Genomic DNA, 24,815 nt, shown 5'->3' on the forward strand with positions numbered 1-24,815 from the left:
GCGCCTAGCCTTCCTGGCACAGGGCCAGGCCCGGGAGGTCGGCGGCACCGGCGGCGAGTTCGGCGACGGACACCCCGCCGAGGGTTGCCGCGGGATCCATCAGGGACCACGGTTTCAGCACGAAGGCCCGTTCGGCCGCACGGGGGTGGGGAACCGTCAGCCGCGGATCGGTCGAGGTCCATGCCCCGAAGGTGATGATGTCGATGTCGAGGGTCCGCGGCCCCCAACGCACGGTGCGGGTCCGGAGGTGCTTCTCCTCTACCGCCTGGCAGTGTGCCAGCAGCTCATAGGGTCCGAGGTCGGTGGCGACCTCGATGACCTGGTTGAGGTAATCCGGCTGCTCCGGCCCGCCGACGGCCCGGGTGCGCACCACGGGCGAGGCGGCCGTCAGCCGCACCCGGTCGCTGCCGGTGAGGTCCGCGACGGCCGACGCCAGCGTGCCGCGGCTCTCCCCGAGGTTGCTGCCCAGGGCCAGCACGGCCCCAGTCCCGGGGGTCCCTGCCGGCCCCTCCGGAGTCCGGGAGGCGGTTGTCACTGCCTGCTCCTGTGGATCGTGACGGCAACGTCACCGAAGGGCACGGGGATGGGGGCCTTCGGCTTGTGGACGGTGACGTCGACGGCCTCGACGGGGTAGCGGGCGAGGATCTCGGCTGCGATCGTTTCGGCGAGCGCCTCGATCAGCTGGAACGGCTCCCCTGCGACGATGGCGCTGACCAGCTCGGCGACCTCACCGTAGTGGGCCGTCCGGGTGAGGTCGTCGCTGGTTCCGGCGGGGCGCAGGTCGAGGTGGAGGACCACGTCGACGAGGAAGGGCTGACCGTCCCGCCGCTCGAAGTCGAAAACCCCGTGGTGGCCGATGGCGCTGATGCCCGTCAGCGAGACTGCGTCGAGCTGCCGGAGCGCCGTCATCGCGGGCCCTGGCCCGCCCAGGCCGAGGCGACCTTGACGGCGTCGAGGGTGGGGCCGACGTCGTGCACCCGGACCGCCCAGGCGCCGTTCGCGGCGGCGAGCGCCGAGACCGCAAGGGTTGCCGCGTCGCGTTCGGCCGGCACCGCCGGCTTCCCCGCCGAGGTCAGCAGGGTGCCAAGGAAGCGCTTGCGGGAGGCCGCGATGAGCACCCGGTGGCCGAGGGATCCGAGGCGGTCGAGGGAGCGCAGCAGCTCCCAGTTGTGCCCGCCGGTCTTCGCGAAGCCGAGGCCCGGGTCGAGGATGATGTTCCCGGGCTTCACGCCCGCCGCGACGAAGGTGTCGCGCACCTCAAGGAGTTCCGCGATGACCTCCTCGACGACGTTGGAGTAGGTGGCCAGGGAGTCCATCGTCTCGGCCGTCCCCCGGCGGTGCGTCAGAATGTAGGGCACGCCCAGTTCGGCGGCCAGGGCGGGCATGTCGGGGTCGAAGCCATTCCCCGAGATGTCGTTGATGATTCCGGCCCCCGCCCGGACTGCCTGGGCGGCCGTCTCGGGGTGCATGGTGTCGATGCTGACGAGAGCGCCGGCCTTGACCAGTGCCCGCACGACGGGAAGCACACGCTGGAGCTCCTCCTCGACGGGCACCGCGGCAGCGCCGGGGCGGGTCGATTCCCCGCCGACGTCGATGATGTCGGCCCCGGCGTAGAGCATCCGCAGCCCGTGCGCGATGGCGTCGTCGGTCGATGAGTACTTTCCGCCGTCGCTGAAGGAGTCGGGGGTGACATTGAGAATCCCCATCACCACGGTGCGGTCAGCGGGCAGCGCCTCGAAGGTGCGCGGGACGCGCACCGGCCGGATCACCGGAAGGGGTGAGGTGGCCGGGCCGGTCCCGGGGGCTGCGGCGAGTGAATCCATCGGTAAGGGGTGTCCTATCTTCCAAGTATCAGGCTCATGGCCTCGGCGCGGGTGGCCGTTTCACGGATCTGGCCGCGTACGGCCGACGTCACCGTCTTCGCACCCGGTTTCCGGATGCCCCGCATTGACATGCACATATGCTCACACTCGATGACCACGATCGCACCCTTGGGTTTGAGGTGCGTCATCAGTGCCTCGACGATCTGCGTCGTCAGCCGTTCCTGCACCTGCGGGCGGCGGGCATAGACCTCGACCAGCCGGGCCAGCTTGCTCAGTCCCGTGACCCGGCCGTCCTCCGAGGGGATGTACCCCACGTGGGCGGCTCCGTGGAACGGCACCAGGTGGTGCTCGCAGGTGGAGTAGAAGGGAATGTCCTTCACCACCACCAGCTCCTGGTGATCGAGTTCGAAGGAGGTCGAGAGGACGTCGGCGGCGTCCTGGTGGAGCCCCGCAAACATTTCGGCGTAGGCCCGCGCCACGCGCCGCGGAGTCTCCACCAGGCCGTCGCGGTCGGGGTCCTCGCCGATCGCGACGAGGATCTCCCGGACGGCCCGCTGGATGCGGGGCTGGTCCACCGGGGATCCCGAGGCGGCCAGGGCGGCGTCGATCACGTCGTTGTCGAAGTCAGTCACGGCTCTGATCCTATCCCTGTGCCCGCGGGCCGGCCGCCCCCTAGGGCTGCCGGGACCCGCTCCCGCCCTTGCCGTCGACGGCGGCGCCGTCGGACTCGGGCGAGGGGAGGTCGGAGCCGTGGACGTCGAAGTCACCGGGGATGTCGGCCTCGGCGATCTGGTCCTGCGGTGCGACGGTTTCGGGCGCGGGCTGGCCGTTCTGCGCCGCCTGGGCCCGCTCCTTGGCCGAGACGACCGGGGGCAGCGAATGCACGGGGCGGGAGTCCTTCGACAGCCACACATTGCGCAGACCGCGCTTGCGCACGCTGGCGAAGACCTCGGCGATCTCGGCCTGGTTCAGGGTCTCCCGCTCGAGCAGTTCGAGCGCGAGGCGGTCGAGCACGTCGCGGTTCTCGGTGAGAATCTCGTAGGCCTCATCGTGGGCGTTGTCGATCAGCCGGCGCACCTCTTCGTCGACGACGAAGGCCACCTGGTCGGAGTAGTCGCGGTCGCTGCCCATGTCCCGGCCCAGGAAGGGCTCCCCGGCGCCCTGGCCGAGCTTCACGGCGCCGATGCGCTCGCTCATCCCGTACTGGGTAACCATCTTCCGGGCGGTGCCGGTGGCCTTCTCGATGTCGTTCGAGGCGCCGGTGGAGGGGTCGTGGAAAACGATCTCCTCGGCGACCCGGCCGCCCATGGCATAGGCGAGCTGGTCGAGCAGTTCATTGCGGGTGACCGAGTACTTGTCGTCCATCGGCAGCACCATGGTGTAGCCGAGGGCGCGGCCGCGCGGCAGGATGGTGACCTTCGTGACCGGGTCGGTGTTGCGCAGGGCCGCGGCGACCAGGGCGTGTCCGCCCTCGTGATACGCAGTGATCTTGCGTTCGAGTTCCTTCATGACGCGGCTGCGCTTCTGCGGGCCGGCGATGACGCGGTCGATGGCCTCGTCGAGCGCCCGGTCGTCGATCAGCTGGGCGTTCGAGCGGGCGGTGAGCAGCGCCGCCTCGTTGAGGACGTTCGCCAGGTCCGCACCGGTGAACCCGGGGGTCTTCTTGGCGACGGACTTCAGGTCCACCCCGGGCGCCATTGGCTTTCCCTTGGCATGGACGGAGAGGATGTGCTCCCGGCCCCTCATATCGGGGGCCTCGACGCCGATCTGGCGGTCGAACCGGCCGGGGCGCAGCAGCGCCGGGTCCAGCACGTCCGGGCGGTTGGTGGCGGCGATGAGGATGACGTTGGTGGTTGAGTCGAAGCCGTCCATCTCCACCAGGAGCTGGTTGAGGGTCTGCTCGCGCTCGTCGTTGCCGCCGCCGACGCCGGCACCGCGGTGGCGGCCCACGGCGTCGATCTCGTCGACAAAGATGATGGCCGGGGAGTTGTTCTTGGCCTGCTCGAAGAGGTCACGGACGCGGGAGGCGCCCACGCCGACGAACATCTCCACGAAGTCCGAGCCCGAGATCGAATAGAAGGGTACGCCGGCCTCGCCGGCCACGGCCCGGGCCAGCAGGGTCTTACCCGTGCCCGGAGGCCCGTACAGCAGCACGCCCTTGGGGATCTTGGCGCCCAGGGCCTGGAACTTCGCCGGCTCCTGCAGGAACTCCTTGATCTCGAGGAGTTCCTCGACGGCCTCGTCGGCTCCGGCGACATCGGAGAAGGTGACCTGGGGCATGTCCTTGGAGATCAGCTTGGCCTTCGACTTGCCGAACTGCATCACCTTGGAGCCGCCGCCCTGCATGCGGCTGAGCAGGAACCAGAAGATCAGGCCGAGGATCAGGATCGGGAAGATCAGACTGAAGGCGCTGACGAACCAGTTGCTCTGGACGGGCTGGTCGGTGAAGCCCTCGACGTCGGATTCGTTGACCGCCTCGACGACGTCCTCGGCACGGGCGGCGCTGAAGAAGAACTGGACGCTGCGGCCCAGGTCCTCGTAGTCGTCCCGGAGGGTCAGGTCGACGCGCTGCTCGCCATCATGGATCTTGGCCTGCTCGACCCTGTTGTCCTGCAGGAGCTCAAGGCCGACGTTCGTGTCGACCCTTCCGGAGCTGCCGCTGAACAGGCTGGGGACGATAAACAGGAGCCCGGCGATTGCCAGGACGATCCAGATGACCGGCCCCTTGAACATGTTCTTATATTTCATTCTTCTCAGGGCTGCGTGCCCTGTCCCTCCTGCTTATGCCGGAAATACGGTGTTCCGTCCGCCGTCACCTCGAAACACTCAAGATATACACGGTTTCAGATTCAACACGTCCGGTTTAGGGCATAAGTTCCCTGTGGGCGTACAGCCCGGGCCCCGGCGGAGGCGCTCCGCCTACTCGTAAACGTGGGGGGCGAGGGTGCCGATGAAGTCGAGGTTCCGGTACTTTTCGGCGAAGTCAAGGCCGTATCCGACGACGAATTCATTCGGGATGTTGAACCCGACATATTTCACGTCAATGTCGACCTTCGCGGCGTCGGGTTTGCGCAGCAGGGTGCAGATTTCGACCGAAGCGGGGCCGCGGGAGAGGAGGTTGGCCTTGAGCCAGGACAGCGTCAGGCCGGAGTCGATGATGTCCTCGGCGATGAGCACGTGCTTGCCCATCAGGTCGGTTTCAAGGTCCTTGAGGATCCGCACCACGCCGGAGGACTGGGTGCCCGATCCGTAGGAAGACACCGCCATCCAGTCCATCGTGATGTGGGAGTGAAGCGCCCGGGCCAGGTCGGCCATCACCATCACGGCGCCCTTGAGCACACCCACGAGGAGGATCTCGCGGCCCTCGTAGTCGGCGTCGATCTCGGCTGCAAGTTCGGTCACGCGCTGCTGGATCTGTTCCTTGCTGAACAGGACGTGCTTCAGGTCTGACTCGACGTCGTTGGAATCCACCAATTACTCCTGGGTTGAACGGCTCGGCGGCTCCGTGCCGGGACGGTTGTTTCTAAAGACAAGATTGCCATAGCTTGGCCCGCCCGGAAGAACCGATTTCCCCCGGACCTGCCGGTAAACGCCGACACGTCCGCCGAGCTGGACCGGGCCCGCGGAGCCCCGGCGTTCGAGGAGGGTTTCAGCGGCGAGGAGGCGTTCAAAGCTGGGCTGGAAGCCGCCGACTTCAACGGCGGCCAGGGCGAGGACCCGCTGGCGCAGCGACGCCGGCAGGCCCCGCAGTCCCTCCTCCGGCAGGAGGATATCCCCGCCGGCCTCGGTCCGGAGCCCGGCGTAGGCCTCGGAGCTGAGCTGTTCGAGGTAATCGGCGTCCTGGCCGAGGATCCGCGCCGACCGGTACAGCGCCTGCGCGATGCCCGGGCCGAGCTGTTCCTCAAGGTAGGGCAGCACCTGCGTGCGGACCCGGGAGCGGGCGAAGGCCGGATCCGTGTTGGAGGGGTCGTGCCAGGGGTCGAGCCCGTAGAAGGAACAGATCTCCTCGGTGTCGGCCCGCCGCAGGTCGAGGAACGGCCGGCGGTAGGGGCCCCGCCTGGCCGGCATGCCGGCCAGGGAGCGCGTTCCGGAGCCGCGGGCCAGCCCGAGCAGGACCTGCTCGGCCTGGTCGTCGAGCGTGTGGCCGAGCAGGACGGCGGCGGCTCCGGACCCGCGGGCGGCGGCGTCGAGAGCGGCGTACCGGGCGGTTCGGGCGGCGGCCTCGGGGCCCATGCCGGTGGCTGCGACCTCGACCGTACGGACCTCCACCGGGGACAGTCCCAGGCCGGCGAGCTGGTCCGCGGCGTGCCGGGCGACCGCCGCGCTGTCCTCCTGCAGGCCGTGGTCGACGACGACGGCGCCGACCCTGCACCGGCCTGCCTTCGCGAAATACACGGCGGCGGCGGCCAGCGCGAGCGAATCCGGGCCGCCGCTGCACGCCACCAGCACCAGCGGCGCCGCCTCCCCCTCCGCCGGGGCGGCCCCGGATGGGGCTCCGGCGGGAAGCAGCACATCCGCCAGGGCGTCCTCCACCCGGTTCCGCGCCGCGGCGGCCACCGGATTGAGGCGCGGGCGCCTACCCATGGCGGGTCAGGCTCATCCTGTCGATCCATTCGTCCGGGGTGTGGATCTCGCGCTCTGTGGGGAGGTTGGCCTCGGCCTCCCAGACGAGGTTGAACCCTTCCATGCCGGTCTGATCCACGACCCGGCGCACGAACTTGGCGCCGTCGCTGTACTGGCGCATCTTCGCGTCGAGGCCCAGGAGCTGGCGGATCAGTTTCTCCACGGGCCCGCGGGATTTTCCACGGGCGTTGAAGCGGCGGCGGATGGTTTTCACCGTCGGCACGATCCGCGCGTCCACGCCGTCCATGACGACGTTCGCGTGGCCCTCGAGCAGGCTCATCACGGCGGTCAGGTGGGACAGGCGGGCCTTGTCGTCGGGGTCCTGCAGCACCGACAGCAGCCCGGTGCCGTGGACCTTCCCGCCGTCCGGCCATTGCTCGACCTCGGCGGACCGGCGGCCGGGGTGCTCCCCCTTGGGCATGCCGAGGCTCTTCGCCGCGGCGGCGAGGCGCTCGGAGAGGGTGTCGGCCTTGTCCATCATCCCGGTGGTCAGCTCCGAGATGGCGGAGATCATGTGGTCCTTCAGCCAGGGCGCAGCGGCGAACTGGACCCGGTGGGTCTGCTCGTGGAGGCAGACCCAGAGGCGGAAGTCGGCCGGGTCGACGTTGAGTTCCCGCTCGACGGAGATAATGTTGGGCGCCACGAGCATCAGGCGCCCACCGGTCCCGTTGCGGGAGGGCACGAACGGATCGTACTGTCCCAGCACCTTGCTGGAGAGGAACGCCAGGATGGCACCGAGCTGCGCGCCGGTGAGGTTGCCTCCGAGGCTGACGGAGGCCGCCTTGAGGATTTCCGGCTTGGACTGCGCAAGTTGGTTCAGGGCCGGCTCGACGAGCACCCGGAAGCTCTGGGTGTTGGCCTTCGCCCAGGACGCCCGGTCCACGATGAGAAGTTCGGAGTCGCGCAGGTCCCGCGCCGCGTCAAGGCGGGAGATGGCATGGACGTGCGCCACGGAGGCGTCGGCCTGGGCGCGGAGGTTATCGACCGCGGCGGCGATCTCACGCGGCGTCATCGTCGGTCCGGCCGGGGCGAGACGGGCCGCGCTGCCTGCGGCGAAGTCCCAGTTCACCAGCTGCGGGCGTTGGGGGGTGGATGAAACGGTCGGCTCATTGCTCTCCATGACCTTATTCGACCACATCCGGCGTCCGGCCGCTCGGCCCTGCCCCCGGCGTGCACGATTGTGAGGTGCAGGTTCTGCGCGGCGCTCAGCGGCACCCGCAGGCCGCCAGCACGGCCGCGGCCCGGTCGACGGCGTCGCGGGCCTCCGGGGTCCGGCCCTCGATCCCGGAGCCCATCAGGGAAAAGCTGAGCAGGCGCCCTTCGGCCGTGACGACGTAGCCGCTGAGCGCCGTGACGGCGCTCAGGGTGCCGGTCTTGGCCCGGACCACCCCGGCCCCGCCCGCCGCCGCGGCGTCCGGAACAAAACGCTTCTTCAGGGTGCCCGACAGTCCGGCCACGGGCAGCAGGCCGGGCATTCCGGCCAGGGCGGGCTGCTTGGAGGCGGCCACGGCGTGAAGCAGCGCGGCGAGCTGGGCAGGGGTTGCTGAGTTGTCAACGGAGAGCCCTGCGGCGTCCCCGACCCGGAGCCCGCTGCCCGGAACGCCGAGCCGATCGGCGGTGGCAGCGAGCAGCGCAGTGGCGCCGTCGGAACTCGCCGGCCCGCCGGACGCCGCCGAGGCCAGGCGCGCCAGGGCCTCCGCCAGGTAGTTGTCGGAGAGGACCAGCATGTGCTCCACCTGCTCGGCAATGGTCGCCGATCGGACCGAGGCCACCGCTTCCGCGGAGTCCGGCACCGCGGCGCGGACCGGACCGCCGAGCACCGAGATGCCACGTTCGGCGGCCGCGGCGGCGAGGGCTGCGGTGAAGGCCTCTGCGGCCCTTAGCGCCGGATCGGCGTCGCGGGCCCCAGCCTGCAGGCCCTCGTCCTGCCAGGCGGAATTGACGGCCAGCGGGTACACCGGTGCCAGTTCCCCGGCGTCGAGATCCCCCTGCGCCCATGACGGGTTGAGCGGCGGGCCTTCGAAGAGGGAGTCATCCACGGCGACGCTGTAGGGGCCGGACGCCGGGTCCAACGCCGCCGCGGTCTCCTGCGCCAGGGTGGAAAGGCCCGCGTGACCGCGCACCGCGCCGGTCTCCGACGGGCCCGAGCCCAGCAGCACATCGCCGCCGCCCCGGAGATAGAGGACACCGTCCCCGGCGGCGTGCACGGTCGTCTCGAGCCTTTCACTGGGATCGAGGGTGTCAAGGACGGCCGCCGCCGTCAGCAGCTTGAGGTTCGACGCCGGGGACTGGGCCTGGTCGGGGCCGTTGCTGTAGAGCACCGCGCCGGTGGCGGCGTCACGCACCACCCCGGTGAACCGCCCCCCGCCGCCGGGCAGCTGCAGCTCGGCGTCGAGCAGCGGGGCGAGCACCTCCGGGGCCGGCCGCGGCGCCGAGTCCGAAAGGGCGGAGACGACGCCGGGTTCGAGCACACCGGCCGGTGGGCGCTGGAGGGCGGGCGGGCGCACCTCCGCGTCCGGGCCGCCGGCGAGCTCCTCCACGGCGGCCGGAATCACCCGGACCGAGAGGGGCAGCGCCAGCACCGCAAGGACCGCCGCCAGCAGCACGGCGGTCAGCCGTCGGGCCTGGCGCTTCATGGATTCCTTCCGGAGGGTTCATCGGGAACGCCGGTCGGCGGAAAATGCCGGGAAGCGGGCCACGACCGATATGTTAGTGCAGAAGTTTAAACAGTAAACGGGCGGCCGGGCGCCGCGGACCGGGCTCGCCGAGCCCGTGCCAATCCCACCCGCCAGCCACACCACCGAGGAGTTGCCATGAAGCTCGACGTCACCATCGAGATCCCGAAGGGATCCCGCGTCAAGTACGAGATCGACCACGACACCCACCGCCTCCGCCTGGACCGCGTGCTCTTCACGGCGATGCAGTACCCCACCCACTACGGCTACTTCGAAAACACCCTCGGCGAGGACGGCGATCCCCTGGACGCCCTGGTGATGCTTCAGGACTTCGACCTGATCCCGGGCGTCCTGGTCGAGTCACGCCCCATCGGGGTCTTCAATATGACCGACGACGGCGGCGGAGACGCCAAGGTGCTGTGCGTTCCGGTTGACCCGCGCTTCGACGACATCCAGGACCTAACGGACGTCTCGACCTTCCTCCTCGATGAGATCAAGCACTTCTTCACCCGCTACAAGGACCTCGAGCCGGGCAAGTGGGTGGAGGCCGCCGAGTGGGCCGGCCGGGAAGCGGCCGAGGCCGAGGTCGAGGCGTCGCTGGATCGGTTCAAGCGGCAGGGCGAGACCAGCGCAGCCGACGAGCCCCAGGGCCGCGGCGTCGACGTCGAGGCCGACAACGCCACGGCGGTCCCCGAAGGCCGCTAGGCACGAACGCCCCTGCCGCAGCCGGGTTTCGGGGATTCGCGCGGGGCGTGAAGCATACTGAAGCAATGCAATATGTGCTCACCATCAATCAGCGCGACTCGCGCGAGGTGGGCGACCTGGTGCCGGAGCTGATCCGCGAGCTCCGGCACCTTCCCACCGTGGTGCCGTTTCAGCGTTCGGTGGGCGATGAACTCCAGGGCGTCGTCGAATCCGCGAGCACGGCGGTGGACGCGGCGCTGCGCGCCATCCGGTTCCGCCGCTGGCATGTGGGCATCGGCGTCGGCGGAGTCCTGCCGCCGGTGCCCGAGACCATCCTCGACGCCGATGGATTCGGCCTGGTGTATGCCCGCCGTGCGGTGAACCGGGCGCAGAAAACCGGCGAACGCATCCCGCTGGCCGTCGAGGGACCCGACGCAGAGATCGCCGGCGAGGCCGAGGCGGTGCTGCGGCTGCTGGGCCACCTTGTATACACCCGGACGGACGCCGAGTGGAAGGTCCTCGACCTGATGACCCCCGGCGCCCGGGGACAGCAGAAGCTCATCGCCCAGGAACTGGGGATCAGCACCCAGGCCGTGAGCAAGGCCGTTCTCCGCTCCCACTGGATGGAGGAGTGGGCCACCCGGCCGGCGGCCGCCCGGCTGCTGGACCTGGCGCACGGCCCGGCGGTCCTGCCGCCGGCCGCCCTGGCCTACTGAGCCGCGCCACCCGGGATAACACCAGCGAGCCGGGACTACACCAGCGAGCGCAGGACCTTGGCCGCCCCGTCGTCGTACACCGAGCCGGTGACTTCAGTGGCCGCCGAGCGTACTTCCTCGGGAGCCTGGCCCATGGCCACCCCGCGGGCCGCCCACTCGAGCATTTCAATGTCGTTGCGCCCATCCCCCACCGCCACGGTGAGCGCCGGGTCGCTGCCGATCCTGCGCCGAAGCAGCTCAAGGGCGCTGGCCTTGGTGACGCCGGCGGCGGCGATGTCCAGCCAGGCGGTCCACCCCACCGAGTAGGTCACGCCGTGGAGGCCGATCGTCTCGACGGCGTTGCCGAATTCCTCGGCCGTGCTGTCGGTGCTGAAAACAACGACGCGCACCGCATTGGCGTCGAGCATCTGCTCGAAGTCGACGCTCTGCGCCTCGGCGCCAAAACTCGCGTCCTGGAAGCTTTCGGTCGAGAGGAAACGGCCCTGGTCGTCCTCGAGGGCGTATTTGGCCCCGGGCAGGCGCTCGCGCAGGGCCCGGAGGGCGGGGCTGGGGTCGAAGGTCACCTTGTCGATCACCTCGAAGCCGCGGGGAAGGTCCGGATCGATGCGGAGGGTGACTCCGCCGTTCGAGCACACCGCGTAGCCGCGGGCGAGCCCGATCTCCCGGATCACCGGCAGGGCAGCGCCCAGTGAGCGCCCGGTGGAGATGATGATGTCGTGCCCGGCCTCGATGACAGCGGAGGCCGCAGCGCGGACCTCGTCGCTCATGAAGCCGTCGTGGTCTACGAGGGTACCGTCGACGTCGAGCGCAACCATGTACTTTGTGCGGGTCTGGGGCTGGTCCTCGATGCCAGCCGAAAATGAGATAGCCATTCCATCAGTGAACCAGATCAACCCACCGCCCGGGTAGGGCGGGCCTCACAGTACCGGCAGAACCTCGAGTCCACTAAGATACGGGCGCAGCGCCTCCGGAACCCGGACCGAGCCGTCGGAATTCTGGTGGTGTTCGAGGATCGCCACGATCCAGCGGGTGGTGGCCAGGGTCCCGTTCAGCGTCGCCACGGCCTGTGTCCCCTTCGCGCCTTCCCCGCTCTGGCGTTCCCGGATGTTCAGCCGCCGGGCCTGGAAGGTGGTGCAGTTCGAGGTGGAGGTCAGTTCGCGGTAGGCGCCCTGGGTGGGCACCCAGGCCTCGCAGTCGAACTTCCGTGCGGCGGACATGCCGAGGTCGCCGGCCGCGGTGTCGATCACCCGGTAGGGCAGTTCGACCTTCGCGAGCATCTCCTCCTCCCACGCCAGCAGCCTCTGGTGCTCCGCGTAAGATTCCTCGACCGTGGTGTAGCTGAACATCTCCACCTTGTTGAACTGGTGGACCCGGATGATGCCGCGGGTGTCCTTGCCGTGCGAGCCGGCCTCACGCCGGTAGCAGGAGGACCAGGCGGCGTACCGCATTGGTCCGCCGGTGAGGTTGAGGATCTCGTCGGAGTGGTAGCCCGCCAAGGCGACCTCGGAGGTTCCCACCAGGTAGAGGTCGTCCTCGGCCAGCCGGTAGATCTCCGCGTCGTGGGCCACGTCGAAACCGGTTCCCTGCATGATCTCGGGCCGCACCAGGGTGGGGGTGATCATGGGGGTGAACCCGGCCTGCACCGCCTGATCCATCGCCATCTGCAGCAGGGCCAGCTCAAGCCGCGCCCCGACGCCCTTGAGGAAGTAGAACCGTGAGCCGGAGACCTTGGCTCCGCGCTCCATATCGATGGCGCCGATGAGTTCACCGATCTCCAGGTGATCCCGCGGCGTGAAGCCCTCGGCGGCGAAATCCCTTGGGGTTCCCACAGTCCGCAGGACCTCGAAGTCCTCTTCGCCGCCCTCGGGCACCCCGTCTTCGATCCGGTTGGGGAGCCGCCGCAGCAGCGCCTCCTGCAGCGAGCGTGCCTCGTCGGCGAGCGCCGCGGCCTTCTTGACCTCGGCGGCCAGTTCCTTCACCTCGGCGAGCAGCGCCTGTTTTTCATCGCCCTTGGCCTGCGCCACCTTCTTGCCGAACGCGTTCTGATCCGCCCGCAGGTTTTCGTGCCGGGTGACCGCTTCACGGCGTGCTGTATCCGCCGAGAGGATCTCCTCGACCAGCGATTCGTCGGCCCTGCGGGCGCGCTGGGAGGAGCGGAACTTGTCGGGGTCAGCGCGGAGCTCGTTTACGTCGATCACGCCCCAAGCCTACCCAATGCCCTTCCCCCACCGGGCATGGAGCCGCGCCCGGCGGTACTCTGGAAAAATCATGCGCCCTAAACTGATCGTCCTCACCGCCGCCGCGGCAGCAGCGTCGGTTCGGAGCTGGTGGCAGGTGCGGCGCCTGAAGGTCCAGGGAGCCCCCGCCGCAACGGTCCACCCGCTCGTTGAGCGGACCGCGGGGCCGCAGCGGGTCGCCCTGATCCTCAACCCGGTCAAACTGAACGCCGCAGAGACCCGCGCCCTGGTGGAACAGGCCTGCTCGGACGCCGGCTGGGATCCGCCGCTGATCCTTGAGACGACCATCGAGGACCCGGGGACCGGCCAGGCGCACCTGGCGCTCGAGGCGGGGGCCGACGTCGTGCTCGCCGCCGGCGGCGACGGGACGGTGCGCGCCGTGGCGCAGGCGATGTCGCACGGGCCCGCCGCGCTGGGGCTGCTGCCGCTGGGCACCGGGAATCTGCTGGTGCGCAACCTGGGCCTACCGTACAACGACATCGCCGGCTGCCTCGAGGTGGCCCTCCATGGAAGCCAGCGCCGGATCGATATGGCGACCGTGCTGCTGCGCAACGAATCCACCGGCACCGCCTCGGAGGCACCGTTCCTGGTGATGGGCGGCGTGGGGCTTGATGCGGCGGTGGTGGCCGCGACCAAGGACGACCTCAAGGAGAAGTTCGGCTGGCTCGCCTACAGCGAGGCCGGGATGCGGCACCTTCCCGGGCGCCGGCAGCGGGTCTCGATCAGCCTCGACGGCGGAGCGCCGCAGAGCCGGAAGGTCCGCTCGGTCCTCTTTGCCAACTGCGGAAAACTGCCTGCGGGCATCGACTTCATTCCCGACTCGATCATCGACGACGGGTACCTCGACATTGTGGTGATGAGCCCCCGGAGCCTGGCCGGCTGGCTGTGGATGGCGGCGAAGATCGTGTTCCGGCATCGGGGTGAGATCCCGGTCATCAAGTACTACCGCGCCCGCGAGGTCACCGTCTGGACCGCGGAGCCCACGCACACCCAGCTCGACGGGGACCTCTCCGGTGCGGTGACCTCCCTGACGGCCCGGATCGACCCGGGCGCCCTGCTGATCCGGGTGCCCGGCGGGGAACCGGCGGCCGAGTCCCCCGCCGCCCGTGTAACCGCCGGGCGTGCCTGACCCCTCCCGGTCAGGTGTCGGCCTTACCGGGGCGGGGTCCGGCAGGGTCAACTCCGGTCGCGGTCCGTGTATTCGCCCTCGTCGTCGGGGCTGTTCAGCCGATCCCGGTCCTTCTCGGGATATTCGCCCTCCTGCTCCGGCTTCTGCGCCCCGGTGTAGCCGCCGCCGGTATCCGCGGGATCGGTGCTGGTGTAGCTGCCCTCGGTCTCCTTTGAGGTGCCGCCCGCGGCGGCCCCGTGCCGTTCGGACTGCTGGTTGATCAGTTGCTGCTCCTCGGCGAACCGGAGATCGTTGCCCTGGTCGCCAACGTCTCCACGGCGGTTGGGATCCGAACCGGACTCGTCCTCGCCCGCCGGATTGACGATGCGTCCTTCGCTCGCGCTGTCAGTCATGATGCTGCCTCTCGTTGAAGGTGCCGCCCCTGACGGGACGCCCACTGTAAGCGTACTTACGAACGGGCCGCGGTGAAAGCCACCTCAGCCCCCCAGCAGTTCACGCACCGCCCGCTCCGAGGCTGCGAAGCCGGCCACCGGGATGACCTCACCGCTCATGAACCGGTCGACGAGCCGCGGATCGACGTAGGAGCTCCGCGCCACCGCCGGGGTGTTGCCGAGGTGGTCCGCGACAGCGCGCATCGTGGCGGTGACCGCCTTCTGCCGCGCCGTCCTGCTCGTTGACACAAGGTCGTGCCGGGCGAGTTCCATGGCGGCGACCACAGTGGCCTGCCAGGTGCGGAAGTCCTTGGCCGTGAAGGGTCCCCCTGTGACCTGCCGAAGAAATTCATTGAGCTGCGAGCCGTCGATCGGATGCCACCTCTCGTCGGCCGACCGGTACGCGAGCACCGTGTCCGCCTCCTCCCGGCGCATCATCGGGCGAAGCGCGGCGGCGAGGTCCTCATCTTCGAGAGTGGTGTCCCACTGCTGCCCGCTCTTGCCTGGGAAGCGGAAGGTGATGGCCGCGCCCTCGATGGTGACGTGTTCGACGCGCAGGGTGGTGACCCCGAAGGATCCGTTCTCCTCGGCGTACTGGGCGGATCCGATCCTCAGGGCGCCGGAGTCAACAATGCGCAGTGCCGCGGCGAAGGCCCGCTCCCGGGTCATCCCGCTGCTGCGCAGGTGCTGGGTGATCACGCGGCGGGCGCTGGTGAGCCGGGCCCCGAACTCAAGTGACCGGTCGAACTTCTCGCGGTCCTTCTGCTCCCGCCAGGCCGGGTGGTAGATGTACTGGCGGCGTCCGGCCTCGTCGGTGCCCAGGGCCTGGACGTGGCCGTTCGGGTAGGGCGCGATCCAGACGTCCTTCCACGCCGGCGGGATGACGAGTTCCCGCACCCGCTGCAGTTCGGCCTTGTCGGCCAGCAGGGCGCCGTCGGGTGTGCGGTAGCTGAACCCCTTCCCGGAGCGGCGCCGGGTGATGCCCGGCCTGTTCGAATTGCTGCGGCGCAGTCGTGCCATGCGGCTACCAACCTTCGACGAACGGAAGACCCTGAGATTGGTAAGCCTACTGTTCTTTCGAGCCGCGTGTCAGGATCCTCCCCGCAGCCCTGCCACCCAGGACTCGGCGGCATCGAACGCGTCGTCGGAGGTCCGGGGCGCGATCGTCGACGGCCGTCGATCGGCACGGGCGTAGGAGCCGAGGAACCGCAGGTTGGGGCTGATGCGGTGAAGGCCCTTCAGGGCGTCAGCAACCCGCGCGTCGGCAAGGTGGCCGTCGGCGTCGATACTGAAGAAGTAGTCGCCGAGGAACTGCCCGGTGGGCCGGGACTCGATCCGGCTCAGGTTGACCCCGCGCGCGGCGAACTGGTCAAGGATCTCCATCAGCGCCCCGGGGTGGTCTTCCGGGAGGGGAATCACCAGGGAAGTCTTGTCGGCACCGGTGGGCGCGGGCAGCACCGTGGGCCGGGAGACCAGGATGAAGCGGGTCACCGCGTCGGAGACGTCTCCAATGTCCGAGGCCAGCACCGTCAGGCCGAGGCGTTCCGCGAGCAGGGGTGAGCAGATGGCCGCGTCATAACCGCCCTCCGCGAGGCCGTGCGCCGCGGCTGCCGTCGAGGAGGCCGGGAAATATTCCGCATTCGGAATATTGGAATCGACCCAGCCGCGGCACTGGGCCCAGGCATGGCCGTGGGTCGAGATGCGGCGGACGTCGGCGAGCCCGACGCCGGGCCTGGCCGCGAGGACGAAGGTGATTGCGACGAGTTCCTCCCTCACGATCCGCAGAGGTTCGCCGACCGCTACGGCGTCGAGGGTGGCGCTCACCCCACCCTCGACCGAGTTCTCGATCGGCACCATGGCGGCATCCACTCCTCCGGACCGGACCTCGGCGAGCGCGGCGCCCACCGTCGCCACCGGGACGCAGCGGGCCTCCGCCGCTCCCGGAACCTGGAGCAGGGCCGCCTCCGTGAAGGTTCCCTCCGGCCCGAGGTAGGCATACGAGGCGAAGGCCAGGGACGCCGGGGCCTGCCCTGCGGAATTGCTCACAGGACCGTCGGCTCGCTGCCCGTCTCGGAGACCATCGGCCTGCCGGCCTCGAGCCAGGCTCCCATTCCGCCGCTGACATTGACCGCGGAGTAGCCGTTGGCCACAAGCCAGGTGGCGGCCCGGTGGGAGCGTCCGCCGGTTCTGCAGATCACATGGAGGTCCTCGTCGGGGTCCAGGTCGTCCAGCCGCGCGGGAAGCTCATCGAGCGGGATGTGGAGGGCGCCGTCGACGTGGCCCGCCTCCCACTCGTAGTCCTCACGTACGTCGAGGATCCGGGCGTCCGGGGCAAGGGACTCCACTGAAACATTCTCAAGTTCGCTCACGTGCACTTCCCTTCACTGCCGGGCGCCTGCATGCCGGGGCCCGGGCCCGCCGCATTCCGGCGGTGCTCCAAGCCTATAGTGGGAGCGGGCCCGGGCGCCGCCCGGATCGATCCCCCAGGCGGTCCTTCCAACGGAAGCGGTGTATGAGCGAGCTATCCAGCCTGTCGGCCCTCACCCTGCGCGACGCCCTGGCCAGCGGCGAGGTGGGGGCGAGGGAGCTGACCGAGCACTACCTGCAGCGGATCGAGGAGCGGAACCCCGCCCTCGGTGCCTTCCTCACCGTCACCGCCGAACAAGCCCTTCAGGAGGCCGACGCCGCCGACGCGCGCCGGGCCGCCGGCGGCCCGCTGCCGCTGCTCCATGGGCTCCCGCTGGCGCACAAGGACCTCACCGAGGTGGCCGGTGTCCCCACCACCTACGGAACGGCGGCCCTCCCGGCGGCCGTGACGGAGGAGGACTCCCCGCTGGTGGCGGTCCTGCGGGCCGCCGGGGCGATCAGCCTCGGGAAGACGCAGGTCCCGGAGTTCGGCCTGAGCGCCTACAGCGAGAACCTCATCGGGCCGCCCGCCCGCAACCCCCTTCACCCGGAGCTGAGCCCGGGCGGGTCCTCCGGCGGCAGCGCCGCCGCCGTGGCCGCCGGGCTGATCCCCTTCGCCCCCGGGACCGACGGCGGGGGGTCGGTACGGATTCCCGCCGCCGCCACCGGACTGGTCGGACTCAAACCGAACCGGGGCCGGGTGCCCTCCGGGTCCGGGCAGGCCGACCTCGGACAGTTCGTGGTGGCCGGGCCGCTGGCACGCAATGCCGCCGACGCCGCGCTCCTCCTCGACGCCCTGGTGGCCGAGCCCGGCTACCGCTCCACCGCGGCCGCCGCCCCTGCAGGCTCGTTCCTCTCGGCGGCCCGGCGCGCCGAAGGCCGCTTCCGGATCGGCGTCAGCACGCTCTCGCCGTTCGAAAGTGCGTTTTCCATCACCCTCGACGCACCGGCCCGAGACGCCCTCGAGGCCGGTATCCGCGCCCTGGGCGCGGCCGGGCACGACGTCGTCGAGGCGCCCCTGACCTACGACCCCCGCTACCACGCGGCCTTCCAGACCGTCTGGACGGCGGCCTTGGCCATCGCCCCGATCGCCGGGGAGGATGAGGCGAAGCTGACCCCGCTGGCGGGGACGCTGCGCCAACGCGCTCGAACCCGTCCGGCGACGGAACTGACCGAGGCAATCGCGGTCCTGCGGCAGTTCGAGTACGACACCATCCGGCAGTACGCGGACTACGACATGATCCTCACCCCGGCGCTGGGCATGACCCCGCGCCCGATCGGCTGGTACACCGACGCCGACGCCGACACCGACTACGAGCGGCAGTGCCGGTATTCGCCCTTCACCTCGATGGTGAACGTATGCGGGCTTCCCGCCCTGGTGGTTCCCACGCTGAGGACCGCGGAAGGACTGTCGATGGCCATCCAGCTCATCGGCAGGCCCAGCGCGGAGGCCGACCTCCTGGCGGTCTGCGCACAGCTCGAGGCCCTCTAGCGCCGGCAGTTCCGGCGGTGCTACACCTGCCCGCCGGAACTACTTCTGTCCGTCGGAGCCCTTGCCGCCGTCGAATCCGGGAGCGATTTCGACCTCGGGGTCGGGGCCGCCGTAGCCTCCGGCGTCGAGATTCTCGGTGCCTCCGGCCTTCTCGGCGCCCTCCTCGTCGGGGTCGCCTTCAGGGATGGAGTTCGTATTGTCAGTCATCGTTTAGCCTTTCGGAGGCGGAAGGCCCGGTCCGGGTCCTGTTTCTCAGCTTACTTATGATCGGCCCGACCTCAAGGCCCCGTCGTCACCGAGGCGGCCGTCCCCAGGGCCACGAGCAGGATGAAGCCGACGACGAGCAGCAGCCCCACAAGCAGCATGATGTACCCCATGATGAGCCCGGTCAGGGCAAGCGGCCTGCCGGCCGGCTCACGGCGCAGGGCGAGATGGCCGAACACCACCGCGAGGATCTGCGGCAGGATCAGCAGGCCGCCGGTGAACACGGCCGCCGTGCCGAGGATCAGAGCGGCGATGCTCAGTCCCCGGGGTTCCGCGCCGTAAGGAGCCGGGTAGGAGCCATACGGAAGCGTCCCCTGCTGGCGGTAGGACGTCGACCCGAACTCCTGCCCGTGCGCGAAGCCGCGGCCGGGATCCGCCCCGCCGAACGGGTACGGAGGCGTTCCCTGCGGGTCCATCCCCGCGGCATGCGCTCTCGACGGCCCCTCCCCTGCCGGTCCGGCCGCGCCGGCGGCACCGGAGCCGCGCATACCGGGATCGGAATACCAGCGCGGGTCGTGGGGATCGCTGAAAGGGGGGCGCTGCTGGGGGCCGTCGTCGGCCATGGTTCCACCTTGGGTCGTGCGGGAGGGCTCGGGTGTCCGGACCCCCGGATCTCCTAATGGTCCCCGTCCTGGTGCGCCGATGCAATCGAATCCGTGCCGGAGGGGCAATACGGCGCAGTCTCGACCCCGCCGCCGCGCCGGCCGGAGCGCTTCAGAAACCGGCGGCTGTATTTGGCGCAGTTCTTTGACATGCTGTTGCCATGGCTAACCGAGCGGGCACTGTTGCCCTACCCAGCGACCTTGTTGATGTCACGGCCCTGCTTGACGCGTATTTCGACGTCGTTCCGGACCCGTCCGATCCGGTGCAGCGTGTCGCCTTCGGCACCTCGGGCCACCGCGGCTCGTCCCTGAAGGCCTCGTTCAACGAGGCGCATATTGCAGCGATTACGCAAGCGATCGTGGAATACCGGGACCGCGAAGGGGTGACCGGCCCCCTCTTCATGGGCAAGGACACGCACGCGCTGTCCGAGCCGGCGCAGAACACTGCCCTCGAGGTGCTCGCCGCCAATGGCGTCACGGTGAGGATCGACGCCCGCGGCGCCTTCACGCCCACCCCGGCCGTGTCCCATGCGATCCTGGCCTACAACGCCACCCGCACCGACAAGGCCGACGGCATCGTCATCACCCCCTCCCACAATCCGCCCGCCGACGGCGGCTTCAAGTACAACCCTCCGCACGGCGGGCCGGCGGATTCGGATGCCACCAACTGGATCGCGGCCCGCGCGAACGAGCTGATGGAAGGCGGGCTGCGCGAGGTCCGCCGGGTTCCCGCCGCGCAGGCCCAAAAGGCCGAGGGCATCGGCACCTACGACTTCCTCCAGCACTACGTCGAGGACCTACCGGCGGTGCTGAACCTCGACGCGATCCGGGCCTCGGGCCTGTCGATCGGCGCCGACCCCATGGGTGGGGCCTCGGTCGACTACTGGGGAGCCATCGCCGAGAACCACAACCTGAACCTCACGGTGGTCAACCCGGCGGTCGACCCGCAGTTCGGGTTCATGACGCTCGACTGGGACGAGAAAATCCGGATGGACTGCTCCTCCCCCTACGCGATGGCCTCCCTCATCGCCCGGGCCTCCGAGTTCGACATCGCCACCGGCAACGACGCCGACGCCGACCGCCACGGCATCGTGACCCCCGACGGTGGTCTGATGAACCCCAACCACTACCTCGCGGTGGCCATCGACTACCTGTACCGCAACCGGCCCTCATGGCGCGGTGACGCCGTCATCGGCAAGACCCTCGTGTCCTCCTCGATCATCGACCGGGTGGCGGCGGACCTCGGCCGGGTGCTCGTCGAGGTGCCGGTCGGCTTCAAGTGGTTCGTTCCGGGGCTGCTGACGGGCGAGGTTGCCTTCGGCGGTGAGGAATCGGCCGGCGCCTCCTTCCTGCGGCAGGACGGCGGGCCCTGGAGCACCGATAAGGACGGCATCCTGCTGGCCCTGCTTGCCTCCGAGATCACCGCCGTGTCCGGCAAGAGCCCTTCCCAGCACTACGCCCGGCTCACCGAACGGTTTGGGGCGCCGGTGTACGCGCGCATCGACGCCGCCGCGAGCCGCGAGCAGAAGGCGGCGCTGGGCAAGCTATCGCCGTCGGACGTCACGGCCACGACCCTCGCCGGTGAGGACATCACCGCGCGGCTCACCGAGGCCCCCGGCAACGGCGCGCCGGTGGGAGGGCTGAAGGTCACCACCGAGAACGCCTGGTTTGCAGCCCGCCCGTCGGGAACCGAGGACGTCTACAAGATCTACGCCGAATCCTTCAAGGGCGAGGACCACCTCAAGCAGGTGCAGGCGGAGGCCAAGGCGCTCGTGGACGGCGTCATCGGCGCCTGACCGGCCGGGGCGTCCGGTCAGGCGCGCCCGCCTCTCGCGAAACTGCAGCTCACCACGCTTTCGGAACCTCAAAGGGTGGTGAGCTGCACGCTCGCTTGTCATCCCCCGCACGCTCCTGCCGCGTTAGATCAGCCGGCGCAGCAGCAGTCGCTTCAGCGGGCCGAACGGCGGATAGGCGACCCGGAGCGTATCGGGGCGGGTGTCCTTGGTGAACACCGGCCGGTGCTGGCTGAAGGTGTCGAAGCCCTGCTGACCGTGGTAGCTGCCGGAGCCGCTGGCGCCTACGCCGCCGAAGGGCAGCCCCGGCACGGCGAGCTGCACCAGGCACGCGTTGTGGGTGATCCCGCCGGCCCGGACCGCGTTCTCGAACGCGGTGCGCCGCTCGGGACTGTTGCTGAACAGGTACGCCGCCAGCGGGGTCGGGCGGTCCGTGATGAACCGGACGGCGGAGGTGAGATCCGGCACCGTCAAAACGGGCAGGAGGGGGCCGAAGATTTCCTCCTGCATGAGCGCCGAATTCGGTGACACCCCGGTCAGCAGGGTCGGCTCAAGGTACCGGGTGGCGCGGTCGTGCCGGCCGCCAACTTTCACCGTACCGTCATGCAGGAGGGCGGTGAGCCGGTCGAAGTGCCCGGCGTTGACGATGCGGCCGTAGTCCGCAGAGCTGGAGGGATCCTCGCCGTAGAACTCCTTGAGCGCCCGGCGCAGGGCCTGGACCAGCGCCGGCTGGAGCGCGGGCGTGGTCAGGACATAGTCGGGGGCCACGCAGGTCTGGCCCGCATTGAGGAACTTCCCCTGGACCAGTCGTCGGGCCGCGGCGTCGAGGTCGCCGTCAATCACCACGGCCGGCGACTTTCCGCCAAGTTCAAGGGTTACCGGGGTGAGGTTCCGGGCGGCGGCTTCGGCCACGATCCGCCCCACCCGCTCTCCCCCGGTAAAGAAGATGGTGTCGAACCGCTGCTCCAGCAGCTCCGTCGTGACCTCTGGACCCCCTTCGACCACGGCGACGGCGTCCGGGTCAAGGTACTGGGGCACCAGGCGCGCCAGCACCTTCGAGGTGGCCGGCGCCAGCTCGCTCGGCTTGAGCACCGCGCAGTTCCCGGCGGCGAGCGCGCCGACGAGCGGGGCAAGGACGAGCTGCGCCGGGTAGTTCCACGGGGCAATGATCAGGGCTACGCCCAGCGGCTGGGCGGTCACACTAGCGGAGGCCGGACGCAGACCGACGGGCACCGGAACCCGCACCGGGGCGGCCCAGGCCGGGAGGTGCCTCACGGCGTGCTTCGCTTCGGCGCGGACCACGGCCAGCTCGGAGATGAAGCTTTCGGTCGGGCTCTTGCCCAGGTCGGCGGCGAGCGCAGTGGTAAAGTCCTCGGCCCGTTCGGCGAGCATCCGCATCAGGGCGCGCAGCTGCTGCCGGCGCCACACCAGGGGGCGCGTCGTGCCTTCCTCGAAGGTGCCGCGCAGCCGCCCGACGACGGTCCCAGCGGTTGCCCGGACAGTCCCGGCGGTCACCGGAATGCCTCTGCCGCGGCGGAGGTTCCGGCGGAGGTTTCGGCGGGTGGCGGGGTTGACGGCGGGCGCCCGGTGAAGGTGTCCATTGAGCGGTACACTCCGAAGATCCGCCCGGCCACGAGGTCCCACACGGGCTGGGGCAGCACCCCGCGCAGCGCGCTGCCCAGCGCCACGGTCCAGGGCAGCTGGAGGCGGGGGCGGCCCTCGAGCATCGCCTGCCATGCGCGGTCCACCACCGCGCCGGGCTCGAGCAGCGGAGTGAGCAGCGGGGCGCTCACTCCGGCGAACATGGGGGTGCGGATGTAGCTGGGGATCAGGGTGGTGACCCGGATTCCGGCGTGCCCGGCCGCGAGGAGTTCGAGGCGCAGTGAGTCGCTCCAGCCGATCACCGCCCACTTCGAGGCGGTGTAGACGCTCATCCGCGGCACCGAGAGCGTTCCCGAGGCCGAGGCCACATTGAGGATCCGTGCCGGGGTGCCGCGCCCGATCATGGCCGGCAGGAATTCGCGGGTGATGTGCATCGGCGCGAGGGCGTTGACCTGGAGGGTGCGGGCGATGTCCTCCTCCTGACGGTGCTCCCAGAAGTAGCTGCCCGTCACGATGCCTGCATTGTTGATCAGGACCTCGGGTGCGCCGGCGTCGGCGAGGACCGCCGCCGCGGCGGCCTGCACCTGCTCCAGGGAGGAGATGTCCACCGGGTAGGCGGAGACCGTGGTGCCGGATCCGGCCAGTGCAGCGGCAGTGGCCTCAAGGGCCGCCGCGTCCACATCCCACAGCACGACGGCGGCGGCACCCTCGCGCACGGCCCGTTCGGCATACAGCCGGCCCATCCCCATGGCGGCCCCGGTCACCAGCACCGTGCGGCCGCGGGCCGTGAAGGCCGCGCTGTCCGTTGCCGTCGGGCGGGGCGCCCCCGGCGCCCGGGTGCCTCGGTGCCCTACCCCGTGTCGCAGGGCCCGGGCCCGGCTGCTCAACCCCATTGGTTTATGTCCTCCTGCAATCGTCAGGACTGCAACGTAACACGGTGCCAACCGCCGGGAGATAGGATTTCCCCAGACTCCCCCTCCCTGGAAGGCATCGCCATGAGCGCGCTTGGAACCGGCTGGACCCTGCACGGGGACGGCAAGAACGTCACCCCGGGCGCCTATGTGGCCCCCGATGAGCGCCTGAGCTGGCCGCGCACCATCGGCATCGGGGCACAGCACGTCGTCGCCATGTTCGGTGCCACCTTCCTGGTGCCCCTCATCACCGGCTTCCCGCCGTCGACGACGCTGCTGTTCTCGGGCATCGGCACGATCCTGTTCCTGGTCATCACCGCGGGGCGGGTGCCCAGCTACCTCGGCTCGAGCTTCGCCTTTATCGCGCCCATCGCCGCGGCCCAGGCGCAGCACGGGCCTGCCGGGGCGCTCGGCGGCATCGTGATGGCCGGCGCACTGCTGGCGGTGATCGGCTTCATCGTGCACCGTGCAGGCTCGCGCTGGATCCAGGCCGCGATGCCCCCGGTCGTCACCGGTTCAATTGTCGCCCTGATCGGGCTCAACCTCGCCCCGACGGCGAAGAACAGCGTTGAGCAGGGGCCGGTGACCGCGGTCGTGACGATCCTCGCCATCCTGCTGGTCACCGTGCTGTTCCGGGGCATCCTGGGGCGCCTGTCCATCCTGATCGGCGTGCTCGCCGGGTATTTGGTGGCCATGCTGCGCGGCGAGGTCGACTTTGCTGCGATCGGCGACGCCGCCTGGATCGGGTTGCCCGAGTTCTCGGCGCCCACCTTCCACCTGTCCGTCGTCGGCCTGTTCCTTCCGGTGGTGCTGGTCCTGGTTGCCGAGAACATCGGCCACGTGAAGTCGGTGGCCGCCATGACCGGGCGTGACCTCGACCCGGTGACCGGCCGGGCCCTGATGGCCGACGGCGTCGCGACCATGATCGCCGGTGCCGGCGGCGGCTCCGGCACCACCACCTACGCGGAGAACATCGGGGTGATGGCCGCCTCGCGCGTTTACTCGACCGCCGCGTACTGGGTGGCCGGCATCGTGGCCGTGCTGCTGAGCCTCTTCCCCAAGTTCGGGGCGCTCATCGCCACCGTCCCCCCGGGCGTCCTCGGCGGGGCCGGGGTGGTGCTGTACGGCATGATCGGGATCCTCGGCGTGCGGATCTGGGTCTCCAACCAGGTCAACTTCTCCAACCCCATCAACCTCTCCACCGCCGGCGTGGCGCTGGTGATCGGCATCGCCGACTTCACCTGGACGGTCGGGGACCTGACCTTCGCGGGCATCGCGCTCGGCACCGCCGCCGCACTGCTGATCTTCCACGGCATGACCGCCATCGCCCGGGTGCGCGGCAGCGAGCACGTCGCGGGGCCCGGTGAGCCAGAGGCCGCCGACACCGGAACCAAACCCTCGAAACTGGGCTGAGCAGCACGCCCAGC

Annotated in this window: 25 protein-coding genes; 6 read left to right on the forward strand and 19 right to left on the reverse strand. The window is 70.0% G+C overall.

The genetic code is table 11. The features are described from left to right. Positions 1 to 4: 4 nt before the first annotated feature. The 9 genes from folK to dacB form a co-directional block, all read right to left on the reverse strand. Positions 5 to 535 (reverse strand): 2-amino-4-hydroxy-6-hydroxymethyldihydropteridine diphosphokinase, encoded by a 531-nt coding sequence (folK, locus tag GVV86_RS05680; protein WP_159617311.1) that lies wholly within the window; start codon positions 533 to 535, stop codon positions 5 to 7. Further along, positions 532 to 909: a dihydroneopterin aldolase gene (folB, locus tag GVV86_RS05685; protein ID WP_159617312.1), complete on the reverse strand. Its 378-nt coding sequence runs from the start codon at positions 907 to 909 to the stop codon at positions 532 to 534. Before folB ends, folK begins: the two co-directional genes overlap by 4 nt. Next, the gene (gene folP / locus GVV86_RS05690) at positions 906 to 1,823 is read right to left on the reverse strand and encodes a dihydropteroate synthase (RefSeq protein WP_159617313.1); all 918 of its coding nucleotides are present in this window, start codon (positions 1,821 to 1,823) and stop codon (positions 906 to 908) included. Before folP ends, folB begins: the two co-directional genes overlap by 4 nt. A gap of 14 nt (positions 1,824 to 1,837) precedes the next feature. Then, positions 1,838 to 2,455 (reverse strand): GTP cyclohydrolase I FolE, encoded by a 618-nt coding sequence (folE, locus tag GVV86_RS05695; protein WP_159617314.1) that lies wholly within the window; start codon positions 2,453 to 2,455, stop codon positions 1,838 to 1,840. A gap of 40 nt (positions 2,456 to 2,495) precedes the next feature. Next, positions 2,496 to 4,571, reverse strand: a complete 2,076-nt coding sequence (gene ftsH, locus GVV86_RS05700) for an ATP-dependent zinc metalloprotease FtsH (protein ID WP_159617315.1) — start codon at positions 4,569 to 4,571, stop codon at positions 2,496 to 2,498. 171 nt (positions 4,572 to 4,742) lie between these two features. Beyond that, the gene (hpt, locus tag GVV86_RS05705) at positions 4,743 to 5,294 is read right to left on the reverse strand and encodes a hypoxanthine phosphoribosyltransferase (protein ID WP_159801936.1); all 552 of its coding nucleotides are present in this window, start codon (positions 5,292 to 5,294) and stop codon (positions 4,743 to 4,745) included. A gap of 3 nt (positions 5,295 to 5,297) precedes the next feature. Further along, positions 5,298 to 6,407, reverse strand: coding sequence for a tRNA lysidine(34) synthetase TilS (tilS, locus tag GVV86_RS05710; RefSeq protein WP_159801939.1), 1,110 nt, complete (start codon positions 6,405 to 6,407; stop codon positions 5,298 to 5,300). Continuing rightward, complete coding sequence (locus GVV86_RS05715; RefSeq protein WP_159617318.1) at positions 6,400 to 7,566, reverse strand: zinc-dependent metalloprotease; 1,167 nt, start codon at positions 7,564 to 7,566, stop codon at positions 6,400 to 6,402. The genes tilS and GVV86_RS05715 overlap by 8 nt, the downstream gene beginning before the upstream one ends. Before the next feature lie 85 nt (positions 7,567 to 7,651). Continuing rightward, a complete protein-coding gene (dacB, locus tag GVV86_RS05720; protein WP_246669887.1) occupies positions 7,652 to 9,082 on the reverse strand; it encodes a D-alanyl-D-alanine carboxypeptidase/D-alanyl-D-alanine endopeptidase in 1,431 nt (476 codons plus the stop codon). Positions 9,083 to 9,259: 177 nt separating this feature from the next. Between dacB and GVV86_RS05725 the strand changes: the two genes are divergently transcribed. After that, on the forward strand, positions 9,260 to 9,826 hold the full coding sequence (locus tag GVV86_RS05725; protein ID WP_159801942.1) for an inorganic diphosphatase: 567 nt from the start codon (positions 9,260 to 9,262) through the stop codon (positions 9,824 to 9,826). Positions 9,827 to 9,891: 65 nt separating this feature from the next. Then, complete coding sequence (locus GVV86_RS05730) at positions 9,892 to 10,521, forward strand: hypothetical protein (RefSeq protein ID WP_159801945.1); 630 nt, start codon at positions 9,892 to 9,894, stop codon at positions 10,519 to 10,521. Between the two features lie 35 nt (positions 10,522 to 10,556). Here GVV86_RS05730 and GVV86_RS05735 read toward each other — a convergent pair whose 3' ends face one another. Continuing rightward, positions 10,557 to 11,393, reverse strand: a complete 837-nt coding sequence (locus GVV86_RS05735) for an HAD family hydrolase (protein WP_246199674.1) — start codon at positions 11,391 to 11,393, stop codon at positions 10,557 to 10,559. 45 nt (positions 11,394 to 11,438) lie between these two features. Further along, entirely contained in the window at positions 11,439 to 12,719 is a 1,281-nt protein-coding gene (serS, locus tag GVV86_RS05740; RefSeq protein WP_159801948.1) for a serine--tRNA ligase, read from the reverse strand. A gap of 70 nt (positions 12,720 to 12,789) precedes the next feature. Between serS and GVV86_RS05745 the strand changes: the two genes are divergently transcribed. Beyond that, the gene (locus GVV86_RS05745; protein WP_159617322.1) at positions 12,790 to 13,887 is read left to right on the forward strand and encodes a diacylglycerol/lipid kinase family protein; all 1,098 of its coding nucleotides are present in this window, start codon (positions 12,790 to 12,792) and stop codon (positions 13,885 to 13,887) included. A gap of 47 nt (positions 13,888 to 13,934) precedes the next feature. Here GVV86_RS05745 and GVV86_RS05750 read toward each other — a convergent pair whose 3' ends face one another. From GVV86_RS05750 to GVV86_RS05765, 4 genes are all read right to left on the reverse strand, one after another. Next, a complete protein-coding gene (locus GVV86_RS05750) occupies positions 13,935 to 14,279 on the reverse strand; it encodes a hypothetical protein (protein WP_159617323.1) in 345 nt (114 codons plus the stop codon). 84 nt (positions 14,280 to 14,363) lie between these two features. Then, complete coding sequence (locus tag GVV86_RS05755) at positions 14,364 to 15,338, reverse strand: DNA topoisomerase IB (protein ID WP_159801950.1); 975 nt, start codon at positions 15,336 to 15,338, stop codon at positions 14,364 to 14,366. 69 nt (positions 15,339 to 15,407) lie between these two features. Further along, entirely contained in the window at positions 15,408 to 16,364 is a 957-nt protein-coding gene (pheA, locus tag GVV86_RS05760; RefSeq protein ID WP_425483345.1) for a prephenate dehydratase, read from the reverse strand. Beyond that, positions 16,361 to 16,687: a rhodanese-like domain-containing protein gene (locus GVV86_RS05765; RefSeq protein ID WP_159617325.1), complete on the reverse strand. Its 327-nt coding sequence runs from the start codon at positions 16,685 to 16,687 to the stop codon at positions 16,361 to 16,363. The genes pheA and GVV86_RS05765 overlap by 4 nt, the downstream gene beginning before the upstream one ends. A gap of 143 nt (positions 16,688 to 16,830) precedes the next feature. Here GVV86_RS05765 and GVV86_RS05770 point away from each other — a divergent pair, with 143 nt between their 5' ends. Continuing rightward, the gene (locus GVV86_RS05770) at positions 16,831 to 18,216 is read left to right on the forward strand and encodes an amidase (protein ID WP_159617326.1); all 1,386 of its coding nucleotides are present in this window, start codon (positions 16,831 to 16,833) and stop codon (positions 18,214 to 18,216) included. A gap of 39 nt (positions 18,217 to 18,255) precedes the next feature. On the opposite strand, the gene GVV86_RS05775 is transcribed toward GVV86_RS05770, so the two are convergent. Together GVV86_RS05775 and GVV86_RS05780 are read right to left on the reverse strand one after the other, a co-directional pair. Next, positions 18,256 to 18,423, reverse strand: a complete 168-nt coding sequence (locus GVV86_RS05775) for a hypothetical protein (RefSeq protein WP_159801953.1) — start codon at positions 18,421 to 18,423, stop codon at positions 18,256 to 18,258. Positions 18,424 to 18,494: 71 nt separating this feature from the next. Beyond that, on the reverse strand, positions 18,495 to 19,043 hold the full coding sequence (locus tag GVV86_RS05780) for a DUF4190 domain-containing protein (protein WP_159801956.1): 549 nt from the start codon (positions 19,041 to 19,043) through the stop codon (positions 18,495 to 18,497). A 200-nt stretch (positions 19,044 to 19,243) separates the two neighbouring features. Between GVV86_RS05780 and pgm the strand changes: the two genes are divergently transcribed. Beyond that, on the forward strand, positions 19,244 to 20,878 hold the full coding sequence (gene pgm, locus GVV86_RS05785) for a phosphoglucomutase (alpha-D-glucose-1,6-bisphosphate-dependent) (protein ID WP_159801959.1): 1,635 nt from the start codon (positions 19,244 to 19,246) through the stop codon (positions 20,876 to 20,878). Positions 20,879 to 21,001: 123 nt separating this feature from the next. Here pgm and GVV86_RS05790 read toward each other — a convergent pair whose 3' ends face one another. Together GVV86_RS05790 and GVV86_RS05795 are read right to left on the reverse strand one after the other, a co-directional pair. Continuing rightward, complete coding sequence (locus GVV86_RS05790) at positions 21,002 to 22,390, reverse strand: aldehyde dehydrogenase family protein (protein WP_201291370.1); 1,389 nt, start codon at positions 22,388 to 22,390, stop codon at positions 21,002 to 21,004. Beyond that, positions 22,387 to 23,370, reverse strand: a complete 984-nt coding sequence (locus GVV86_RS05795) for an SDR family NAD(P)-dependent oxidoreductase (protein WP_159801961.1) — start codon at positions 23,368 to 23,370, stop codon at positions 22,387 to 22,389. Before GVV86_RS05795 ends, GVV86_RS05790 begins: the two co-directional genes overlap by 4 nt. A 102-nt stretch (positions 23,371 to 23,472) precedes the next feature. On the opposite strand from GVV86_RS05795, the gene GVV86_RS05800 reads away from it, so the two are divergent. Then, positions 23,473 to 24,801, forward strand: coding sequence for a uracil-xanthine permease family protein (locus GVV86_RS05800; protein ID WP_159801964.1), 1,329 nt, complete (start codon positions 23,473 to 23,475; stop codon positions 24,799 to 24,801). The last annotated feature ends 14 nt before the right edge of the window (positions 24,802 to 24,815 follow it).

Origin of the sequence: Arthrobacter zhaoguopingii, assembly GCF_009828595.1 — a bacterium.
GTDB lineage: Bacteria > Actinomycetota > Actinomycetes > Actinomycetales > Micrococcaceae > Arthrobacter_D > Arthrobacter_D zhaoguopingii.